The following is a 21,856-nucleotide window of genomic DNA, read 5'->3' on the forward strand; positions in this document are numbered from 1 at the left end:
AGCCGTGATGTAGGAGGCCGAAGCTGCCGCTGCAATGCGCAATCTCAGCCGAGGCGATAAAGGCCCGGCCGACGGTCGGTGAGATAGGGGTTTTGCGCCCGGGCGTCGTCATAGGCGGCGGGATCGATTTCCGCGACAAGTAGAGTTTCGCGCATGCCGGCCCGCGCCAGCTCGTCGCCATCCGGCCCGAGGATGACTGACCGACCGCCATAGGTGAGCCCATTTTCTTCTCCGCAGAGATCGGCATAGACGACGAAGACGCCATTCTCGAAGGCGCGTGTCGGCACAACCGTATCGGCCACCCGTCGGCTGATGATGCCTTCCGGCAACGCGGTCGGAACGAGGATCAATTCGGCACCGGCGAGCGCCAGCGTTCTCACATTCTCCGGGAATTCGACATCGTAGCAGATCAGCATGCCGGTCTTGATACCATTCAGATCGAAGACATGTGGCGCCTCCGAGCCTGGCACGAAAGCAGCCCGTTCGCCGTCGCCATAGAGATGGCTCTTGCGATAGAATTCCGTGCTGCCGTCAGGCCGAACGAGCACAGACGAGTTGAACACTTGGCTGCCGTCGCGCTCGGGGAAGCCTGCGCAGATCGCCAAACCGCAATCAACCGCAATTTCCGTGAGCGCCCCAACGATCGAACCGTCGCGCCCTTCCGCCAGCTCTTCGAACTGCGCACCGAGTGCATATCCACTGGTGCCGAGTTCGGGAGTGACCAGAAGCTCCGCGCCCATTTCCGCCGCCGCCATCGCAGCTTGCGCGATCTTGCCGATATTGCCCGGAACATCACCGGAAAGCGGCTGCATTTGATAGAGCGAAATCAGCATGATGCACCTGTCTGCGTCAGAGTCTGGATTGGAACGTTAGTGCTGCATGCCTAGCGGAGGCAAGCGGCAACTCCAAGGCACGCCGCGCAAGGTTGCCTTTCTTGTTTCGGACCTTATCTTTATGAGATGGAACATGTAATCGAAGCAGACTTGTCCTGATGGCTTTTGTCGTTACGGCCGCCGTAGCCTTGCTGCTGATAGAGCTATACCTCAGGCGCCGCCCCTGGGCGATCGCGCTGACCGGCGTAATCGCTGTCATCGGCACCGTGATTTGGATCTTCAGCGACGATCAGTCGCGCAGCCAGAGAAGTGCTGTGTCTGCCGTCACAGTGGATGTCGGAGCCGACGGCGAGACTTGTCTCGATCCGGCCCTGCCGCTGGCCGCAACACTCACCAATTCTTCTGGCGACATGGTCAACCGCATTGCCTTTGACCTGATCGGACAACAGGCGGAAAGAGCCGGTACCGCCTATCGCGGCACCCTCCGTCATGATCAGGTTCTGGCTCCGGGCGAAAGCATAACGCGGTGTTTCCCCCTGCTCCACCACGGCTTCGCCCACCCGCGTCCACAGATCATCGACGCGACAAAATATGAGTGGACGGCACACGTGACCCTTGTCGGCTTCGGCAACGCGCCCGCCCCGTAAGCACCCACCTCAGAGCATGGGAAAAAGGCAAGCAGGCAAAGTCTCTCACACCTGAACGAGATGCCCCTCGCTTACCTCCCGGTACTGGCGCGCCGGTGGTTGGTAACCCACGGGCCGAATGGGGCTCTTTATCTCGTCGGTCGACAGATTGCGCTTGAGCTTGCGTCGCGCCGGGTCCGGCACAGGCACCGCCGCCATCAGCTTTTTGGTATAGGGATGCTGCGGATTGTCGAAGACGGCCTGACGCGGACCGATTTCGACGATCTCGCCGAGATACATCACGGCGACCCGGTGGCTGACCCGCTCCACGACGGCCATATCATGGCTGATGAAGAGATAGGCGAGGTTGAAGCTCTGCTGCAGATCGAGCAGTAGATTGCAGACCTGCGCCTTGATCGAGACGTCAAGCGCCGAAACCGCTTCGTCCGCGACGATGATCTTCGGATCAAGCATCAGCGACCTGGCAATCGCGATGCGCTGGCGCTGACCGCCAGAGAACTCATGTGGATAACGCGGCATCATGTCGGCCGAGAGCCCCACCCGCTCCAGAAGGTCTGCGGCCTTTTCGCGTGCTTCGGCTTTCGAACCGAGCTTGTGTTCAACGAAAGGCTCCATCACCGCCTGCCCTACGCTCATGCGCGGATCGAGACTGGCGAAGGGATCCTGGAAGACCATCTGGATGCTGCGACGCATACGCCGGAGCGAAGCCTCGTCGAGGCTGCCAACATTGTAGCCGTCAACCGTGATCTGACCCGAAGTCGGCTCAACCAGCCGGGTGATCGAGCGGCCCGTTGTGGACTTGCCGCAACCCGATTCGCCGACCAGGGACAAGGTTTCGCCCGGCTTGAGGCTGAAGGAGACGTTTTCGACCGCATGAACCGCGCCGCTCTTGCGCCCGAACAGGCCCGACCGGATGTCGAAGCGGGTGGTGAGGTTTTTCACCTCCAGCAGTGGTTGGCTCGCCTTTTCCGGAACTCCGGCTTCCGCCTCCGGCACCAGCGTGGCCCCGGTCTTGATATCGATGACCGGGAAACGCATCGGCCGCTCCCGCCCGCCCATGGATCCGAGCTTAGGAACGGCGGACAGCAATGCGCGGGTATAGGGATGGTGGCCACGATTGAAGATGTCGTCCGTCGTCCCCGTTTCCACGGCCTCGCCGCGGAACATGACGATGGTCCGGTCCGACACTTCAGCCACCACTCCCATGTCATGGGTGATGAAGAGCACCGCCATGCCCTCCTCGTCCTGAAGCGTCTTGATCAGGTCGAGGATCTGACCCTGAATGGTGACATCAAGCGCGGTGGTCGGCTCGTCGGCGATCAGCAGCTTCGGCCGAGACGCAAGCGCCATGGCGATCATCACGCGCTGGCGCATGCCGCCGGAAAACTGGTGCGGATATTCATCGAAGCGGTTCTTCGCATTCGGAATACGGACGCGGTCGAGCAGCCGCAACACCTCGGTCTTCGCCTCGGAATTGGAGATGTCGCGATGGCACGTGATGGCCTCGGCGATCTGCTTGCCGATCGGAAAGATCGGGTTGAGCGAGGTCATCGGCTCCTGGAAGATCATCGAGATCTGGTTGCCGCGCACCTGGCGCATTTGCTCGGCATCGAGCGTCAGAAGCTCGCGCCCCTCCAGTTTGACGCTCCCCGCGATGCGGCTCGTCAATTCCGGCAGGAGCCGCATGATCGACAGCGAGGTCACGCTCTTGCCCGACCCCGATTCGCCGACGATCGCCACGGTCTCTCCCGAGGCGACGTCGAGATCCATGTTTCGCACCACAGACCTCCACTCGGTTCCGACCCTGAACGAGGTCGTCAGACCCCGCACCGAAAGCACCGGCGCCCTGCTTGCTTCTGTTGCCTGTTCCACTACAGCCATATCCCGTTCCCCTGTTTTTATCTGTGTCGAGATGTGGTCGTGTAATCAGGCGGCGAGTGCCGTTTCGGCAAGCGTCACCCAGTAGCTAATGCCGTAGGGAATCACCTCGTCGTTAAAGTCATAGGCCGAGTTGTGCAGGTTGGCCGTGTTGCCATTGCCGATAAAGACGAAAGAGCCGGGCCGCGCTTCGAGCATATAGGAGAAATCCTCCGCACCCATCGCCGGCGGGAAGGTATCGCTGACGGCATGATTGCCGGCCACCTTGCGCATGATATCGAGCGCGAACTCGGTCTCCGGTTCATGGTTGATGGTGACGGGATAGCCGCGGTGATAGCGCAGCGTCGCCTTGGCACCCATGGCCATGGCCACTCCGGTGGCGATTTCACCGATGCGAGCCTCGGCGATGTCGCGCATTTCCGGCATCAGCGTACGCACGGTACCGGACAAGGTGACGGCATCGGGAATGACGTTATACGCATCGCCGCCATGGATCTTGGTCACGGTGACCACCACGGAACCGAGTGGATCCGTCTCGCGGGCGGCAATCGACTGCAGCGCCACCACCACCTGTGCTGCGGCAAGCACCGGGTCGACGCTCTTGTGCGGCTGCGCGGCATGGCCGCTGCGACCTTCCACCACGATGTCAAACTGATCGGCAGCGGCCATGACCGCGCCCTTCTTGGTGGCAAATGTGCCGACCGCCATGCCAGGGTGATTGTGCATGCCATAGACCTGGCGAATGCCGAATTTCTCCATCATGCCATCGGCGACCATCTCGCGGGCACCGCCACCTCCTTCTTCGGCCGGCTGGAAGATCACGGCAATCGAACCGCGGAAATTGCGGGTCTCGGCAAGATACTTGGCCGCACCCAGCAGCATGGCCGTGTGGCCGTCATGGCCGCAGGCATGCATCTTGCCGGGCGTCTTGGAGGCCCAGGGCTTGCCGGACATTTCGTGGATCGGCAGGGCGTCCATATCGGCACGGAAGCCGACGACCGGCCCCTCGCCGCGATTGCCCTTGATGATCGCGACCACGCCGGTGCGACCGATCCCCGTTTCGATGACGTCGCAGCCGAATTCCTTGAGCTTCTCCGCCACGAAGGCAGCTGTGCCATGCACGTCGAACAGGAGTTCCGGATTCTGGTGCAGATGGCGGCGCCACTCAGCGACTTCTGGCTGGAGTTCGCTGGCGCGGTTGAGCACTGGCATGAAGTAACCTCTTTTTGTCGTTGTTCCCCGCAGGATTTCGCGCATACTGTGCCGCGATGCGTAGCTTTGGCAAGCCGCAAAATTCCGTCTTGCATGGAAAATAGGCTTGTGATTACATGGCCTAAATTTTAGCCAACCCGACAGAAACCAGGCTGTCCGGGAACGCATTTCGCGACTCTGCTGAGCGCTAAAAATTGAAAAACTTTCCTGCAATACCAAGAAGATAGGTGGTTGACATTTAACGAATGGGCTGGCCACATCGCTGGCCGGCAGATCGGTCTTCCATCATGCCTGCAAACAAAAATAATGGGGAATGAGCACATGAACACTCGCAAATTGATGCTGGCGGCGTCGGCTGCCGCTTTCGCGCTGACGGCAGCGCCGGCAATGGCCGAACGCGGCACGGACGGCGACCTGAAGATCATCTTCTGGCAGGCCGTTTCGACGATGAACCCGTATCTGTCGGGGGGCACCAAGGAAGTTTACGCCGCCTCGATGGTCATCGAGCCGCTCGCCCGCTACGACGAGACCGGCGCACTGGTGCCGATGCTCGCCACCGAAATTCCGACCGTCGAAAATGGCGGCGTGGCCGAAGACCTCAAGAGCATCACCTGGAAGCTGAAGCCCGATCTGAAATGGTCTGACGGCTCGGCCGTTACGGCCGAAGACGCAATCTTCACCTGGAAATATTGCACGGCGCCGGACGGCGGCTGCGCCCAGGGCGCCTATTTCGAAGGCGTGACCAATGTGGAAGCCGTTGATGCCTCCACCATCAAGGTCTCCTTCTCCGAAGCCAAGCCCTATCCTTACAGCGCCTTTGTCGGCGCCCAGTCGCCGATCATCCAGGCGGCCCAGTTCAAGGATTGCCTCGGCGCCAAGGCACCGGAATGCACCTCGGCCAACTTCGGCCCAATCGGCACCGGCCCCTTCGTCGTCAAGGAGTTCAAGCCGAACGACGTCGTGACCTTCGAAGCCAACAGCAATTACCGCGATGCCGCCAAGCCTGCATTCGCCTCGGTCACCCTGAAGGGTGGCGGTGACGCAGCATCCGCAGCGCGCTCGGTTCTCGAGACCGGCGAATTCGACTACGCCTGGAACATGCAGGTCGAGCCCGAGATCCTCGAGCAGATGATGGCCGCCGGCAAGGGCAAGATCGAAGTCGCCTTCGGCACGCAAGTCGAACGTATCGACATCAATCCTTACGGCGTCGATCCCTCGCTCGGCGACAAGCGCTCGACCAAGGAGGCTGGACCGCATCCGGCCCTGTCAGACCCGGCCGTTCGCCGCGCGCTCTCGATCGCCATCGACCGCGAGATCATCGATGAGGCTGGCTACGGCCCGAACGGTCAGCCGACCTGCAACATCCTGCCCGCTCCGGACATTTATGTCTCGACCGCCGTCGACTGGTGCCTGACGCAGGACATCGAGGGCGCCAACAAGCTGCTCGAAGATGCCGGCTGGAAGATGGGCTCGGATGGCATCCGCGAGAAGGACGGCGTCAAGCTCTCCTTCCTCTACCAGACCTCGACCAACTCCGTCCGCCAGGGCACCCAGGCGCTGGTCAAGGACATGTGGAGCCAGATCGGCGTGTCCGTCGAACTGCGCAACATCTCGGCTTCCGTCTTCTTCGGCGGTGACCCGGCCTCTCCGGACACCTTCCAGAAGTTCATGGCCGACATCCAGATGTACACCAACAACTTCGACGGCACCGACCCCGAGAAGTACATGGCCGGCTGGATGTGCGACAAGATCCCGAGCCCGGCCACCGGCTGGCAGGGTGAAAACATCGTCCGCTACTGCAACCCGGAATATGATGCGCTCGTGAAGGAGCTCGGCCAGACCGGCGAGCTTGAAAAGCGTGCCGAGATTGCCAAGAAGCTGAACGACATGCTCTCCAACGATGTCGCCCAGATCCCGCTGATCCACCGCGGTCAGCCCTCGGCTGTCAACAACACGCTTCTCGGCGTGAAGATGAACGCCTGGGATTCGGAACTCTGGAACGTCGCCGACTGGTCGCGCGCGAAGTAATGCCATAGGTGACGGGTCTGCCCTGTCGGCAGGCCCGTCACCCGCATTGTTGCCGACAGTCTGGAGACCAGCCGATGTTCACCTTCACCGTGCGGCGACTGCTGTTTGCAGTCCCGACGCTACTGGCCATCAGTTTCATAATTTTTGCCCTGCTCGACCTCGCACCGAGCGACCCGTTGGGCGACCTGCCGCTGACCATTCCGCCCGAAGTGCGCGAGCAGATCCGGCTGGCCATGGGCCTCGATCAGCCCTTCATCATTCGCTATTTCAAATGGCTGCAGCAGTTCTTCATCAATGAACCGCTGAACATCTTCGAACAGATCACCGGCATCACCGTCGGCTCCGGCGAGCGCATGCGCGTGCTTTCCTGGGCGACTCGCAGCCCCGTGGTCGACCTGATCGTCCAGCGTCTGCCACAGACACTCTGGGTCGTCGGTCTCTCCTACCTCTTCGGCGTTTTGATCGCGATCCCGATCGGCGTCATCTCCGCCTATCGCCAGTATTCCTGGTTCGACCAGATCGGCACCTTCGTCTCGATGGTCGGCTACTCCGTGCCGACCTTCTTCACCGGCGTCCTGCTGATCGTCGTCTTCTCCTCCTGGCTGCAGTGGTTCCCGTCGATCTACGACACCACACTGGTGGTCAACAGCTGGGACAGCTTCGTGCTCCAGGTGAAGCAGATGTTCTTGCCTGTCCTGGTGTTGACCCTTTTCAACGTCTCCCAGATCAGCCGCTTCGTGCGCGCCTCCATGCTCGACAACCTGAACATGGATTATGTCCGCACGGCGCGTGCCAAAGGCGTCAAGGAAAAGATCGTGCTGCTCGTGCATGTCCTGCGCAACAGCCTGATCCCGGTCGTGACTGTGATCGCGCTCGGCGTCCCCACGATCTTCTCCGGGGCCATCATCACCGAGCAGGTCTTCCGCGTGAATGGTCTGGGGCAGTTGCTGATCACCGCGATCCAGGGCGCCGATATCCCGCTCGTGCAGACCCTGACCTTCATCTTCGCGATCCTGATCGTGCTCTTCAACCTGATTGCCGACGTTCTCTACGGCATACTCGATCCGAGGATCCGCTATGAGTGATGCCGCAATCGCAACAACCGGTGCACCGGCTCCACAGACAAGACCTCAGAGCGGCAGCTTCTGGCCCATGCTCTGGCGACAGTTCCGAGCTCACAAGGGCGGCGTTGCCGGCCTGATCGTCTTCGTCTTCATCGTCGCCGCCGTCTTCATCGGCCCCTACATCCACACGATCGATCCGGCGAAACTCGACATCCGTGCCAAGAACCAGGGGCCATCCTGGGAGCATCCCTTCGGCACAGACAACCTTGGCCGCGACATGCTGGCCCAGGTTCTCGCCGGTGGCCAGATCTCGCTTGCCGTCGGCATGGCGGCCATGCTGCTGGCCCTGGTCGTCGGCACCCTGGTCGGCGTGCTCTCGGGCTACTCCCGCAAGCTCGACGGCCCGCTGATGCGTCTGACCGACCTCTTCCTGGCGCTGCCGCTCCTGCCGCTGCTGCTGGTGATCATCATGCTGTTCCGCGACACGTTGCGCACCGCCTTCGGCCCGGAAACCGGCATTTTCATCCTGATCGTCTTCGTCATCGGCATCACCAGCTGGATGCACACGGCCCGCATCGTGCGAGGCGACGTGCTGGCAATCAAAAGCCAGGAATTCATCCTGGCGGCGAAATCGAGCGGCATGCGCGAACACCGCATCATCATCAAGCACATCCTGCCCAATGTGATGTCCTCGATCATGGTCTCGGCGACGCTCGGCATCGCCACCGCCATCATCACTGAATCCGCGCTCTCATTCCTGGGGCTCGGCTTCCCGCCGGACTTTCCCACCTGGGGCCGGCTACTGTTCGACGGCGCCAACTTCCTGCAGATCAACCCGTCCCGCGTCTTGTGGCCGGGCCTTGCGATCTCGCTGACGGTGCTGAGCGTCAACTACATCGGCGACGCAATCCGCGATGCGCTCGATCCGAAGGCGCTGAAGCATTGAGGGCATGAGCGGGCGCGTCAGCGCCCGCTTGGCCGCCCCAATATCCAGCGCGCCGCGAACCAGCTGGCACAGGCCCAGACCGTTCCCGCCGCCCAGCCACCGAGCACGTCAGTCGGGTAATGCACCCCGAGATAGATGCGGCTGAGGCCGATGATCAGGGTCAGGAAAACCGCGACGGCCGGGAAGAAATAGCGCAGCGACGGCTGCTCCTCGAGCCGGGACAGCATGGCGCCGAGTGTCAGGTACGTGATCGCCGACAGCATGGCGTGGCCGCTCGGAAAGCTCATGTCCGACACCTCGACCAGATGCTGCACGACTTCAGGCCTCGGCCGGGCGATCCCAAGCTTCATCGCGCTGCTCAAGGCCCAGCCGCCGAGGATCGAAACGGTGACGAAGGCAGCGGTGCGAAATTTTCGACGCAGAGCCAGATAGGTGACGACCAGGGTCACGAGCAGAGTCAGCACGGTCACGCCGCCAAGCGCCGTGATGTCGACCATCACCTTGGTGAGCCAGGCGGGACCGACCGGCATGCCGACGTCGGAGGTATCGCGCAGCATGAGCAGCACGCTCTCGTCGAAGGCACGCGTCTCGCCTTCCAGCACTTCCCCCGTCAGTTCGAACAGCAGATAGGCAAAAAGCGCCGCCACCAACGCGGTCAGCCAGACGCGGGCTTCGGCGACCGAGACGATGCGGGTGAGATGGCGCTTGAGCTGCTGCATGGGCAAGATCCTGATCGTTGGTGTTGAGGCTACATCGCGTTGCAAGGCGCGTGCGTCAACCGGGACGCGGGAAGCAAATGTGGGCGGGTCGCGGTTGTTCCATACTTCCCTTTCCGGACAGCGGCGGTTCGCTCGCGACGAGGGCCCGGAGTTTTGCCCCTCACCCTACCCTCTCCCCGCAGTCGGGAGAGGGAGGCACGCGCGGTGCACGTTTCGGCCTTCTCCCCGCGCTTGCGGGGAGAAGGTGCCGCCCTTCGACAGGTTCAGGAGGCGGATGAGAGGCCATAGCGCACGGCACAGGCTTTGAGCCGATCAGCTTACTCACCCAAACCGCCTTGATCTTGTCGCCCACCCCCGCCACTCTCCGCCCACACATCCGGAGACATCCCCATGCCCCAAGGCCCGCTCAACCTCCTGACCGACATCGACGGCCTGACCGTCGGCCATGCGACAGACTTTGCCCTCGGCTCCGGCGTCACCGTGATTGTCTTCGACGAACCGGCGACCGCATCCGGCACCGTGCTCGGCGGCGCGCCCGGTGGACGCGACGTGACGCTGCTCGATCCCTCGATGACGGTGCAACAGGTCGATGCCTTCGTGCTCTCAGGCGGCTCGGCCTTCGGGCTGGATGCGGCAGGCGGCGTGCAGTCGGGCCTGCGCGCTGCGGGCCGCGGCTTTGCCGTTGGCTCCGTGCGGGTGCCAATCGTGCCGCAGGCGATCCTGATGGACCTGCTCAATGGCGGCAACAAGAACTGGGGCCTGCATGCGCCCTATCGCGATCTCGGCTATCAGGCCTTTAAGAGCGCGGCGAAAGGCGCCTTCCCGCTCGGCACTGTTGGCGCAGGAACGGGCGCGACGACCGCCAATTTCAAAGGCGGCCTCGGCTCGGCCAGCGCCATTTCGTCCTCGGGACACACAATCGGAGCGCTGGTGGCCGTCAATGCCATGGGTTCAGTCACGGTTGGCGATGGTCCGCATTTCTGGGCTGCCCCTTTCGAGGAGGGGGAAGAATTCGGCGGCCTCGGCCAGCCCGCTCATGTGACCGTCGAAGATCGGGCCTTGCGCATCAAGGGGCTGCGACTGACGGCAACCACGATCGGCGCCGTCGTGACCGATTGCGCTGTCTCAAAGCCAGAACTTCATCGCCTCTCGCTCTCGGCCCATGACGGCCTCGCCCGCGCCGTCCTCCCGGCGCATCTGCCGCTGGACGGAGACACGATGTTTTCGGCCTCGACGGGCAAGCGCCAGAGCAATGGCGCGGCGGACTTGATGGAACTCTGCCATCTCGCAACGCTGGTGACCGCTCGGGCGATTGCGCGCGGGGTGTATGAGGCGGTGGCCCTGCCTTACGCGGATGCGTTACCGGCCTGGCGGGACAGGTGGGGGTGACCTCTTCTCCTCCTTGGTGGGGGAGAAAGCGATTTCGATGAATTAGGCGAGCGCAAGCCGCCTAAACATCAGAAATCGCAAGTGAGGGGGTCCGTTCGTCGTGCTACCATCACCGATCCCCTCACCGGGAAAATCTGAAGTTTAGGCGGCTTGCGCTCGCCTAAGCCTTCGATTTTCCATCCTCTCCCACAAGGGGAGAGGTGTCGCCCCACCCACATTGCGCCCTTGACCCAAGTCAAGGACAGGCCTTCCCTAGCCCTAGAGATTGCCCGCCAAGGGTGGTCATGCTGGTAAAGCAGGCCTGCCGTAGGATGGACGGATCGGGGGAGGACGGTTCGAGAATGGAAGACGAAAGCGACATGGAAAGACCAATCCTCACCAACCGCACCTTCGACGAGCTGAAACTCGGCGATGCGGCAAGCCTGACACGGATCATCGGCCCCGATGACATCGAACTCTTTGCAGCCCTCTCCGGCGATAGAAATCCAGTGCCGCTTGGCCAGTCGCTGATCCCGGCCGGCATGATCTCCGCCGTGTTGGACACGCGCCTACCCGGCCCCGGCACCGTCTATCTCGGTCAGGATCTGGAATTCTGGAAGGAAATCGCGACAGGGGATCGGATCACCGCAACCGTCACCCTGATGAAGAAGGAAAGCGACGGCCGGACACTCATCTTCGACACCCGTTGCGTCAACCAGAATGGCGAGCCGGTACTTGCCGGCAAGGCCCGCGTGCGGGCGCCGATTGAACGCATCAGCTGGTCGGAGAACCTGCCGCCGGACGTTTCGCTGCAGCGCCACGACCGCTTCGATGCCATTGTCGCCGAGGCCCGCGGCCTGCCGATGGTGAAGACGGCGCTGGTCCACCCCTGCTCGCCGGAAGCGATCGAGGCAGCGGTCGAGATCCGCGACGAGGGCTTGCTGGAGCCGATCTTGATTGGCCCGGAGGCAAAGATCCGCGCGGCCGCCGAAAAGGCCGGCATCTCGATCGACGGGCTGGAAATGCTCAACACCGAACACAGCCATGCGGCGGCAGCCCTCGCGGTCGAACTCGCCGTCGCCGGCAAGGTCGGCTCGGTGATGAAGGGCAGCCTGCATTCAGACGAATTGCTTGGCGCGGTCGTCGGCAGCGGCTCGGGGCTCAAGACCGAGCGCCGCGTCAGCCATGTCTATGTCATGGATGTGCCCGCCTATTCCAAGCTGCTGATCGTCACGGACGCGGCGATCAACATAGCGCCGACGCTCGAGCACAAGCGCGACATCTGCCAGAACGCCGTGGATCTCATGCATATGCTGGGCGTGGCCGAGCCCAAGGTCGCGGTGCTCGCCGCCGTCGAGACGGTCAATGACAAGATGCCGGCAACGCTTGAAGCGGCAGCCCTCACCGTCATGGCCGCCCGCGGCCAGATCCGGGGTGCGAAGGTCGACGGGCCCCTCGCCTTCGACAATGCCATCAGCATGGAAGCCGCCCGCACCAAGGGCATCATCTCGCCCGTCGCCGGCGATGCCGACATCCTGCTGGTGCCGGATCTCGAAGCCGGCAACATGCTGGCCAAACAGCTCCTCTATTTCGCCAATGCAGATGCCGCTGGCCTGGTGCTCGGCGCTCGCGTGCCGGTCATCCTCACCAGCCGCTCCGACAGTCTTAGGGTCCGGATCGCCTCGGCCGCACTCGCCAAGCTGGTCGCTGCCAAGCGTGCGGCAGCGCTCGGTGACAAGGCATGAGCCAGAAACTGCTGCTGACTTTCAATGCCGGCTCTTCGACGGTCAAGATCGGCATCTTCGCCCGCGAGCCTGAAGGGGCGAAGCGCGTCGGCAAGGGTGTCATCGACTTCCGCGCCGAACCTCTGACTTTCCATCTGGTCGAGGGGCCCCAGGTCTTCGACGTGCCGCTGGTCGCCAAAACTGATGATCTGCTGCACGACGTTCTGGAAGAGGTTTTCGACTGGCTGTCCGAGCACTACGATCTCGACGCCGTCTCGGCCGTCGGCCACCGCGTGGTCCATGGTGGCGATCGCTTCGCAGATGCTGCCGTCGTCGACGAGGAGGGCCTCGCCGCAATCGAGAGCCTGGTGACGCTGGCACCGCTGCACCAGCCGCAGAACCTGCGCCTGATCCGCGCGATTGGCGAGCTCAAGCCCGGCCTCCCCCAGACCGCCTCCTTCGACACCGCCTTTCACCGCACGCAATCCGATGTCGTGCGCCGGTTTGCCATCCCGCGAGAATGGTTCGACAAGGGGGTGAAGCGCTACGGCTTTCACGGCCTGTCCTATGCCTATGTCGCGGGCGCCCTGAAGAGGCTCGAACCGGAAACGGCAGGAGGTCGGGCCGTCGTCGCCCATCTCGGCTCCGGGGCCAGCCTCTGCGCGCTGGACCACGGGATCAGCCGCGACACGTCCATGGGCTTTTCCACGATCGACGGCGTGCCGATGGCAACACGGTCCGGCGCAATCGACCCGGGCGTGCTCTTCCATCTGGTCGATGCGCATGGGCTGAGCGTCAAACAGGTCGAGGAGATGATCTACAAGCAGTCGGGCCTGCTCGGTCTCTCCGGCATCAGTGCCGACAGCCGATTGCTGTTGGAGACACCGTCGAAGGAAGCCTGCGAGGCCCTCGATGTCTTCACCTTCCGCATCGCAGGAGAGGTGGCGCGGCTCGCCTCTTCGCTCGGTGGTTTGGATACGCTGGTCTTTACCGCCGGCATCGGCGAAAACCAGCCGACGATCCGCCGTTCGGTGGTCGAGCGCCTGCGCTTCCTCGGCCTGCTCCTGGACAGCGAGGCGAACGACCGCAACGAGGCCGTCATCTCACGCGAGGAAAGCCGCGTGAAGATCCTGATCATCGCGACCGACGAGGAACAAGTCATCGCCGACGATTGCCTGAGACTCCTCGGCTGAGACATCCATCGTCGCCCCCTCAGGCGATGCCCCCCTGGCTTACTCATGCCAGGCAGATGCCAGCACCCGAAGCCAGTTCTCTCGGCAGATCTTGTCGAGGTCTGAAGGACCGTAGCCGCGCTCTTTCAGCGCCGTCACGAGCCGCTGGTTGCCGGTGGCGTCGCCGATGACATTCGGGATCGTCGCGCCGTCGAAATCGGACCCCAGCGCCACACAGTCAATCCCCATGCGGTCGACGAGATAGTCGATATGGCTGACCATGGTCGCAAGCGAGGTTTCCGCATCGTCGCGACCATCAGGCCGCAGCATGGTGACGGCATAGTTAAGACCGACGAGCCCGTGGCTGGCCTTGATCGCATCCATCTGCCGGTCCGTCAGATTGCGGGCGACAGGCGTCAGGGCATGGACGTTGGAATGGCTGGCAATCAGCGGCTGATCGCTCAGACGCTCGACATCCCAAAAGCCTTTCTCGGTGATGTGGGCGAGATCGATCAGGATCCCGAGCCGGTTGCAGGCCTTGATCAGATCTTCCCCGGCCTTCGTCAGCCCCGGCCCGGTATCAGGCGAACTCGGATAGGCGAAGGGCACGCCATGACCGAAGATGTTGTGGCGGCTCCAGACCGGTCCGACCGAGCGCAAGCCGGCGGCATAGAAAACCTCCAGCGTTTCGAGATCGGCATCGAGCGCCTCGCAGCCTTCCATGTGCAGGACAGCGGCAAAGACGCCGTCCGCCATGGCCTGGCGGATCTCGGCCGTTGTCCGGCAAAGCCGCCAGCTGCCGTCCTGGTCGAGCCGATGGGCGATCGCCGCCATCTGCAGGGCGATGTCGAGCGAGGGGATCCTCTCCAGCGGCGGATCGAGTGGCGTGGAATAGTGACCGTTCACATCCGGTTCGCGCAGATTGAAGTCATGCGGCGACGGAATGTAGATGGCGCAGAGACCGCCGGCGAGCCCGCCTTTCCGCGCGCGCGGCGCATCGATATGCCCGGCGCTCGTTCCGTTACGAAATTCTGCGACCGGATTTCGGCCCTCGCTGCGGCTGCGCCAGAGGCGCAGAAGAACATCGTTGTGGCCGTCGAAAACTAGGTTCATGAAAAAGGATCCAGAAGTAGCGTCCAGGCAAAAAGCCCGGACGGGGTATGAGGCGAAACACCGCGACTGTTTCGGAATCGTTGGACCAAATCATGTCGCGCTTCAAGCTGCGCGACGATTTATCCCGCAGTCACGGAAACAAGCGGTGGCACTCGCGCGAGCCAGTCGGTCGCCGCCTCGTAGGCTGCGGCAACCGACAGCACCGCTCGATCCGTCCTCGGTCGCCCGATCAGCTGGAAGCCATTCGGCAGGCCCGTCGCCGAAAAGCCTGCGGGCAGTGCAGCGACCGGCAGGCCGGCCATGCTGGGACCAATCACGACTTCCATCCAGCGATGATAGGTGTCCATATGCTTGCCCGCGATCTCGCGCGGCCACGGAATGTCCGCATCGAAGGGGAAGACCTGCGCGGCCGGCGCCACGAGATAATCGCAAGTCTCGAAAACCTTCATCATCGCCTGATACCAGGCCGTGCGAACAGCCGAGGCCTCGTAGACATCCGCCGCCTGGATGCGCAACCCGGAGCGGACCTCGTAGAGGATCTCGGCCTTCAGCGCGCCACGTCGGCCGGGATCTTCATAGAAGTCGCGCATGCTGCCGGCAGTGAAATAGCTGCGGAGCGTCGTCCAGGCCCACCAGAGTCTGTTCAGGTCGAAATCGACCTTCACCGGTTCGACGGCAAAACCCAGTCCTTCGAAGACGCCGAGTGCCTTCTCGTTCAAGTCGAGCACGCCGGCTTCGAAGGATAGATGTCCACCGAAGTTCCCGAGCCAGCCGATGCGACCGCCCTTTCCAGGGATCGCCGGGTCGAGGGAGATTGGCCCGCTTTCGAAAGAGGAGGGATCGCGCGGATCGAAACCGGACTGGATGTTGAGGAGCGCTACGACATCCTTCACGGAGCGACCCATCGGCCCGAGCGTTGACAACTGATTGAGATAGGCGTCCCGCCCCGGAAGCGTGGGCACACGGCCGAAGCTCGGACGGAATCCGACGACATTGTTGAAGGCGGCCGGATTGCGCAAAGAGCCCATCATGTCGCTGCCATCTGCGACCGGCACGAGACGCGCCGCAAGCGCTGCCCCTGCCCCGCCGCTTGAGCCCCCGGCAGAGCGGGTGAGGTCCCACGGATTGCGGGTCACGCCAAAGACTGGATTGTAGCTATGCGAGCCGAAACCCCACTCCGGCGTATTGGTCTTGCCGATGATGATGGCACCGGCGGCCCTGATGCGCTGGACCTGGATGTCGTCGAAGTCCGGAACATAGTCGTGGAAGAGCGGCGAACCATAGGTACAGAGAATGCCCTTTGCTTCGCTCAGGTCCTTGATCGCAATCGGTACGCCGTGCAGCGGGCCAAGGGTTTTGCCTTGCTTGCGCTCGGCATCCCTGGACCGGGCCTCAGCAAGCAGTGCCTCGCGCGAACGAAGACTGACAAGCGCATTGATCTGAGGGTTTAGCCACTCGATCCGATCGAGATAGGCTTCCATGACGTCCTCGGCCGAGACGCCTCCCGCATTGAGGGATTTTAGCAAGTCGGCAAGGGACAGGGAGGTCAGGTCGGACACGCGGGGCTCCGTTCGAATGGGCGCTCTGGTCGGGCAGACAGAGACGATGGGCTTCCCGACAGGACACTGTCAAGCGTTGGGCCGAGCGCCTCACGCAGGCCAGCCATGCGCATCCGGAAAACTTTCCACCCACCCAAAATAAAAATGGTCAAACGACCAAATTAGAGGCAACATGCCACAAAAGAGGATGCTGCGGGTCTCGTCGAACCGCACTTCCAAAACACGGGAACATCGACGAAATCAGGCGAAATCCGGCTCAGATCCCGAAAAAGGGGCAGACCGGCGAGCGCCACGGAGGGAGAGATCGGCATGCTTGAAAGCTGGCACGTGACTTGCGTGATACCACCTGCGCCACTCCGCAATCGGCAGTCTCTGCCGCATCCGGGGTCGAACGAAGCACTTCGCGCATAACCCGAACGCCAGGGGGCACGGCTTGAGTTCCGCATCAGACAAGGCAGCCATCGAAATCCGCGGCGTCAGCCGCATCTACGGATCAGGACAGGACAAGGTCAAAGCCCTCGACGGGATCTTTCTCAAGATCAGGGAAAACGAGTTCTTCACGCTGCTGGGTCCATCCGGCTGCGGCAAGACCACCCTGCTCCGCCTGATCGCCGGCTTCGATTTCCCGACAACGGGCGAAATCCTCCTGCACGGCGAGGACATCGCCCCGCTTCCGCCCTTCAAGCGTCCGGTCAATACCGTCTTCCAGTCCTACGCGCTCTTCCCGCACATGAGCGTCGCCGATAACATCGGCTTCGGCCTGAAGATGCTCGGCAAGCCGAAGGTCGAGGTCGAGGCCCGCGTCGCAGAGATGCTGGAGCTCGTCCACATGACTCAGATGCGTGACCGGCAGGTGAGCCAGATCTCCGGCGGCCAGCAACAGCGTGTGGCGCTCGCCCGGGCACTCGCCCCCAAGCCGAAAGTCCTGCTGCTCGACGAGCCCCTGTCGGCGCTCGACTACAAGCTGCGCAAGGAGATGCAGATCGAGCTGAAGCGGGTTCAGGCCGAGACGGGCATCACATTCATCTTCGTCACCCACGACCAGGAAGAAGCGCTCACCATGTCGGACCGCATCGCGGTCATGTCGACAGGAAGCCTGCGCCAGGTCGGCTCACCTTGGGACATCTACGACCGTCCGGCGGAACGCTTCGTCGCCGACTTCATCGGCGAAACCAACTTCCTTGAGGTTGAAGTCGCCTCCGTTCGGGGCGACCGGGCAAGTGTCCGGCTGCGCTCCGGCCGTGAGATCCCCGCGACCTTCCCGGACAACACAACACCAACAGGCAAGGTGACCATCGTCATCCGCCCCGAACATGCCGCCGTCGTCGACCCGACAGATGAGGCGACCTTGCAGGGTTCGATCGAAAGCGTCGTCTATCTGGGAACGGACACCAATATCAATGTCCGCCTCGAAGGTGGCGCGCTCTTCACGGTTCGCCAGCAAAACAGCCGCAGCGGCAGTTGCGGTCTGGTCGAGGGCCAACATGTCGGCATCATGGTCAGCCATGATGTCGCGCAGATCCTGAGGGATTGATCATGAGCGCGATCAAGACGGCCCCTGAAAATGCCAAATCGCGCGACATCCGAAACCGCTGGTTCTTGAGCCTCCCGGCGCTTGTCATCATTTTCGTCGCAGCCCTCGGGCCCCTGCTCGTGATGGTGCTCTATTCCTTCTTGGAGAAGGGAGACTATGGCGACGTGAAGTTTGGCACCTTTTCGCTGGAAGGCTGGACCTCGGTCTTCATGCAGCGCGATATCTTTGACGACACGCTCGGCATCGCCGACGCGCACCTCGCGATCTTCTGGCGCTCCATCAAGCTCTCGCTCTACACGACCCTCTTCACCCTGATCCTCGGCTTCCCCACCGCCTATTTCATCGCGACCCGCCCGGCCCGCACCCGGGAGATCTGGGTCTTCCTGATCACCATTCCCTTCTGGACCAACCTTCTCATCCGCACCTTCGCCATGCAGCAGGTCATCCGTAATGAAGGCATCCTCAACAATGTTCTGATCTGGCTCGGCATCATCGATACGCCGCTACAGATCATCTATACCGACACGGCCACCCTGCTCGGCATGACCTATGTCTACCTGCCGCTGATGGTTTTGCCGCTTTATGCCTCGATCGAGAAGCTCGATTTCCGGCTGGTCGAGGCCGGATACGACCTCTACGCCAACCGCCTGCAAGTGCTGTGGCGGATCGTCATTCCGCTGGTGAAACCCGGCCTGATCGCCGGCTCGATCCTCGTCTTCATTCCCTCGCTCGGCGCCTATGTCATTCCGCGCGTGCTGGGCGGCGGCAAGAACCTGATGCTCGGCAATCTCATCGAGCTGCAATTCGGCGCCGGTCGCAACTGGCCGCTGGGCGCTGCAATGTCCATCACGCTGATGGCCCTCGTGATGATCGCCCTGCTCTTCTATGTCCGCAACGCGGCGAAATCGGGGGTGCGTCATGGCTGAACGTCGCTTCGACATCCGCTCGCAGCCCGGCTTCGGCTTTATTGCGCTCTTCACCTTCTTTGCGCTCTATCTGCCTATCGTGACGCTGGTAGCCTATTCCTTCAATGCCAGCGACTCGCTCTCATCATGGGGCGGCTTCTCGCTGCGCTGGTTCGCCTCCGCTCTGGAGAACAGCACAGTGCAGGCCGCAGCCATGCGCTCGGTGATCATCGCGCTCTGGGCCGCGGGCCTTGCGACGATTGCCGCGACCATGGCAGCACTCGCCACCACGCGCACAGAACCCTATCGGGGTCTCACCGCCAAATATGCCGTCATCAACCAACCGCTGATGATCCCGGAAATCGTCACCGCCGTGGCGTTGCTGATTGTCTTCTCGCGCATCAAGGTCTGGACCGGCTATTCCGGCCTCGGCTACCTGATCCTGGCCCATACGGCCTTCTGCATTCCCTTCGCCTACCTGCCGATCCGCGCGCGACTGGAGAGCATGGACCTCACTTTGGAGCGGGCGGCTGCCGACCTCTACGCCACGCCCTGGCAGGCCTTCCGCTTCGTGACGCTGCCTTTGCTGCGACCCGCCATCATCGCCGGCTTCATGCTCGCCTTCGTCATCTCGCTCGATGACGTCGTCATCACAGAATTCGTCAAATCCGGCGGGCAGGACACGCTGCCCACCTACATGCTCGGCCAGATCCGCCGCGAAACGACACCGGAGATCAACGCAATCGCGACGATCTTCCTGGCCGCCTCGACGGTCCTGATCGTGATCTTCTTCTTCATCAACCGGCGCAAGCCGCAAGCATAAAAGCAACCAACAGAGAGGAACGGACATGACAATGAAATGGATGACGACCACGGCGATCGCCGCCGTCTCGGTGCTGACCTTTGCAGGCGCGGCATCAGCCGCCGGCGAACTCAACATCTACAACTGGGGTGACTACACGAGCCCGGAGCTGATCAAGAAGTTCGAGACGGAGTTCGGCGTCAAGGTGACGATCACCGACTATGACTCCAACGACACGGCGCTCGCCAAGGTCCGCGCCGGCGGCCATGGCTTCGACATCGTCGTGCCCTCGGCCAACTACATGCCGATCTGGATCAACGAGGGCCTGCTGCTTGAGGCCCGCCCGGACGAGATGGAGAACTTCAAGAATGTCGACCCCCGCTGGGCGGATGTCGAATGGGATCCAGGCCGCCGCTACTCGGTTCCGTGGCAGTGGGGTGTGACCGGCATTGGCGTCAATACAAAATTCTACAATGGCGACATCAACACCTCGGCAATCTTCCTCGACCCGCCGGAAGAGCTGGTCGGCAAGCTGAACGTCACGCCCGAGATGAATGACGTGCTCTTCGCCACGATCAAGTATTTTGGCGGCGACTGGTGCACGACCGACAGGGACGTGCTGATGAAGGTGCGCGACAAGCTGGTCGAGGCCAAGACCAAGTGGCTCGCCATGGACTATAGCGTCACCGACAAGCTGCCGACCGGCGACTATGCCGGCGTCTACTACTGGAACGGCGCGATCATGCGCTCACGCCTGCAGAACCCCGACGTCAAGTTCGGCTATCCCAAGGAAGGCTATCCGGTCTTCATGGACAGCGTCGTCATCCTCAAGGACGCCAAGAACGTCGACAACGCCAAGGCCTTCATGAACTTCATCATGGCACCGGAAAACGCCGCCATGCTGTCGAACTTCGCCAAATATGCCAACGGCATCACGGGCTCGGAGCAGTTCATGGACAAGGAAATGCAGGGCGCGCCGGAGCTGGAGATCCCCGCAGAACTCGAGAGTGCCGGCGAGTTCCTGCTGAGCTGCGAACCCGACGTCCAGCAGCTTTACACGCGGATCTGGACCGAAGTGCAGAAGTAACACCGAACCACGAACGAAAAGACCGACACGGGAGGGCTTACATGCCCTCCCGCAGGAGGAGCATACCCGGATGACGACACAGTTTGCCAAGGCCTATGGTTTCGAGAGACGGGACGTGACGCTCGCCAACTGGCGCACCGCGCCATTCAGCCGCTTCAGCTTTGGCCATGCCGAAGAAGTTGTCCCGAGTGCCATGATCGCCGCCACCGCCGAATTGAGCGAAGGCGAAACCGTGGCGTCCGATCTTCTGTCGCAGGCCCTGCCTCAGGGGCTTGCCGGTCAGCCCGACGTCCAGAGCTATCTCGACTATGCCCATACCGACGCCTTCGTGTTGATGAAGGCGGGCACGATCGTCGCCGAACACTATGCCCCGCATGCTGGCATCGACCAGCGCCATATTGTCTTTTCGATCAGCAAGTCGCTGACTGCTCTGGCCATTGCAACCCTGGAAGCCGACGGACTTATGGACCCCGACGCGCCCGTCACCAGCCTGCTGCCCGAAGCGTCCGATTCCGCCTATGGCAACTGCAGCATCCGAGACGTGCTCGACATGCGCGTGAGCCTCAGTTTCGACGAGGCTTATCTCAACACCGACGGCGCCTATGCCCGCTACCGCCGCGCCACGCTCTGGAACCCGGCCGATCCGTCCCAGCCGGACGAAACCTTGCTGGCCTTCCTGCTGACGCTGGAGAAGGAAGCACACCCGCATGGCGGCGCACATTTCTATGCCTCTCCCAATTCCGACCTGCTCGGCATCCTCATCGAGCGCGCAACCTGCGAACGTTACGCCGATGTCTTGTCGACGCGCCTGTGGAAGCCGCTCGGCGCGAAGAACCACGCCAGCGTGACGGTCGACGCCGAAGGCACGGCACGTGCAGCAGGAGGCATCTCGGTTACTGCCCGCGATCTCGCCCGTGTCGGCGAAATGCTGCGAAATGGCGGCACCATCGACGGAAAACGCCTCATTCCCGAAGCCTGGCTCACCGACATGCTGACGGCAGGCGACCACCAGGCCTGGGTGGACGGCAAATCCAATTTCTTCCCCCACGGACGCTATCGCAGTCAGTGGTACCAGTCGGGTGAGCCTGATGGAGCCTTCTGCGCCATCGGCATCCATGGCCAATGGCTCTATGTCGACCCCTCCACCGAAACCACCATCGTCAAGCTCTCCTCGCAGCCCAACCCGCTGGACGATGAGCTGAAGCACGACAATTTCGCCTTCTTCCGTGCGTTCAGCGCCTGGACCGCCTGAGATCAAAGGAGCC

General features: G+C 62.3%; 18 protein-coding genes. 12 read left to right on the top strand and 6 right to left on the bottom strand.

Translation table 11 applies throughout. The features are described from left to right. Positions 1–44: 44 nt before the first annotated feature. Positions 45–833 (bottom strand): carbon-nitrogen hydrolase family protein, encoded by a 789-nt coding sequence (locus D4A92_RS01670; RefSeq protein WP_203017676.1) that lies wholly within the window; start codon positions 831–833, stop codon positions 45–47. Positions 834–991: 158 nt separating this feature from the next. Between D4A92_RS01670 and D4A92_RS01675 the strand changes: the two genes are divergently transcribed. Next, positions 992–1,480, top strand: a complete 489-nt coding sequence (locus D4A92_RS01675; RefSeq protein ID WP_203017677.1) for a hypothetical protein — start codon at positions 992–994, stop codon at positions 1,478–1,480. Positions 1,481–1,525: 45 nt separating this feature from the next. On the opposite strand, the gene D4A92_RS01680 is transcribed toward D4A92_RS01675, so the two are convergent. Together D4A92_RS01680 and D4A92_RS01685 are read right to left on the bottom strand one after the other, a co-directional pair. Continuing rightward, complete coding sequence (locus tag D4A92_RS01680; protein ID WP_203017678.1) at positions 1,526–3,361, bottom strand: ABC transporter ATP-binding protein; 1,836 nt, start codon at positions 3,359–3,361, stop codon at positions 1,526–1,528. A 45-nt stretch (positions 3,362–3,406) separates the two neighbouring features. Further along, a complete protein-coding gene (locus tag D4A92_RS01685; RefSeq protein WP_203017679.1) occupies positions 3,407–4,570 on the bottom strand; it encodes a M20 aminoacylase family protein in 1,164 nt (387 codons plus the stop codon). A 321-nt stretch (positions 4,571–4,891) separates the two neighbouring features. Here D4A92_RS01685 and D4A92_RS01690 point away from each other — a divergent pair, with 321 nt between their 5' ends. The 3 genes from D4A92_RS01690 to D4A92_RS01700 all read left to right on the top strand — a co-directional run bounded on the left by D4A92_RS01690 (position 4,892) and on the right by D4A92_RS01700 (position 8,608). Continuing rightward, on the top strand, positions 4,892–6,598 hold the full coding sequence (locus D4A92_RS01690; protein ID WP_006727031.1) for a peptide ABC transporter substrate-binding protein: 1,707 nt from the start codon (positions 4,892–4,894) through the stop codon (positions 6,596–6,598). 74 nt (positions 6,599–6,672) lie between these two features. Next, the gene (locus D4A92_RS01695; RefSeq protein WP_054147968.1) at positions 6,673–7,683 is read left to right on the top strand and encodes an ABC transporter permease; all 1,011 of its coding nucleotides are present in this window, start codon (positions 6,673–6,675) and stop codon (positions 7,681–7,683) included. Then, positions 7,676–8,608 carry an ABC transporter permease gene (locus D4A92_RS01700; RefSeq protein ID WP_069043348.1) on the top strand — a complete coding sequence of 311 codons (933 nt, stop codon included), beginning with the start codon at positions 7,676–7,678 and terminating at the stop codon, positions 8,606–8,608. The genes D4A92_RS01695 and D4A92_RS01700 overlap by 8 nt, the downstream gene beginning before the upstream one ends. A gap of 17 nt (positions 8,609–8,625) precedes the next feature. Here the strand turns inward: D4A92_RS01700 and D4A92_RS01705 are convergent, their stop codons facing one another. After that, positions 8,626–9,327: a phosphatase PAP2 family protein gene (locus tag D4A92_RS01705; RefSeq protein ID WP_203017680.1), complete on the bottom strand. Its 702-nt coding sequence runs from the start codon at positions 9,325–9,327 to the stop codon at positions 8,626–8,628. A 390-nt stretch (positions 9,328–9,717) separates the two neighbouring features. On the opposite strand from D4A92_RS01705, the gene D4A92_RS01710 reads away from it, so the two are divergent. From D4A92_RS01710 to D4A92_RS01720, 3 genes are all read left to right on the top strand, one after another. Further along, positions 9,718–10,716 (top strand): P1 family peptidase, encoded by a 999-nt coding sequence (locus D4A92_RS01710; RefSeq protein ID WP_203017681.1) that lies wholly within the window; start codon positions 9,718–9,720, stop codon positions 10,714–10,716. A gap of 341 nt (positions 10,717–11,057) precedes the next feature. Next, the gene (locus D4A92_RS01715; RefSeq protein WP_203017682.1) at positions 11,058–12,440 is read left to right on the top strand and encodes a bifunctional enoyl-CoA hydratase/phosphate acetyltransferase; all 1,383 of its coding nucleotides are present in this window, start codon (positions 11,058–11,060) and stop codon (positions 12,438–12,440) included. Continuing rightward, positions 12,437–13,612: an acetate/propionate family kinase gene (locus D4A92_RS01720; protein ID WP_203017684.1), complete on the top strand. Its 1,176-nt coding sequence runs from the start codon at positions 12,437–12,439 to the stop codon at positions 13,610–13,612. The genes D4A92_RS01715 and D4A92_RS01720 overlap by 4 nt, the downstream gene beginning before the upstream one ends. 39 nt (positions 13,613–13,651) lie before the next feature. On the opposite strand, the gene D4A92_RS01725 is transcribed toward D4A92_RS01720, so the two are convergent. Both D4A92_RS01725 and D4A92_RS01730 read right to left on the bottom strand, forming a co-directional pair. Next, positions 13,652–14,704, bottom strand: a complete 1,053-nt coding sequence (locus tag D4A92_RS01725) for a dipeptidase (RefSeq protein WP_203017686.1) — start codon at positions 14,702–14,704, stop codon at positions 13,652–13,654. 119 nt (positions 14,705–14,823) lie between these two features. Continuing rightward, positions 14,824–16,263: an amidase gene (locus D4A92_RS01730; protein WP_203017688.1), complete on the bottom strand. Its 1,440-nt coding sequence runs from the start codon at positions 16,261–16,263 to the stop codon at positions 14,824–14,826. Between the two features lie 433 nt (positions 16,264–16,696). Here D4A92_RS01730 and D4A92_RS01735 point away from each other — a divergent pair, with 433 nt between their 5' ends. The 5 genes from D4A92_RS01735 (at position 16,697) to D4A92_RS01755 (ending at position 21,843) form a co-directional block, all read left to right on the top strand. Continuing rightward, positions 16,697–17,797: an ABC transporter ATP-binding protein gene (locus D4A92_RS01735; protein ID WP_203017689.1), complete on the top strand. Its 1,101-nt coding sequence runs from the start codon at positions 16,697–16,699 to the stop codon at positions 17,795–17,797. A gap of 2 nt (positions 17,798–17,799) precedes the next feature. Next, the gene (locus D4A92_RS01740; RefSeq protein ID WP_203017690.1) at positions 17,800–18,723 is read left to right on the top strand and encodes an ABC transporter permease; all 924 of its coding nucleotides are present in this window, start codon (positions 17,800–17,802) and stop codon (positions 18,721–18,723) included. Continuing rightward, the gene (locus D4A92_RS01745; protein WP_203017691.1) at positions 18,716–19,525 is read left to right on the top strand and encodes an ABC transporter permease; all 810 of its coding nucleotides are present in this window, start codon (positions 18,716–18,718) and stop codon (positions 19,523–19,525) included. Before D4A92_RS01740 ends, D4A92_RS01745 begins: the two co-directional genes overlap by 8 nt. Before the next feature lie 31 nt (positions 19,526–19,556). Next, on the top strand, positions 19,557–20,591 hold the full coding sequence (locus tag D4A92_RS01750) for an extracellular solute-binding protein (protein ID WP_203019797.1): 1,035 nt from the start codon (positions 19,557–19,559) through the stop codon (positions 20,589–20,591). A 70-nt stretch (positions 20,592–20,661) separates the two neighbouring features. Next, positions 20,662–21,843: a serine hydrolase domain-containing protein gene (locus tag D4A92_RS01755; RefSeq protein WP_203017692.1), complete on the top strand. Its 1,182-nt coding sequence runs from the start codon at positions 20,662–20,664 to the stop codon at positions 21,841–21,843. Positions 21,844–21,856 lie beyond the last annotated feature (13 nt).

Origin of the sequence: Rhizobium rosettiformans (assembly GCF_016806065.1) — a bacterium.
GTDB lineage: Bacteria > Pseudomonadota > Alphaproteobacteria > Rhizobiales > Rhizobiaceae > Allorhizobium.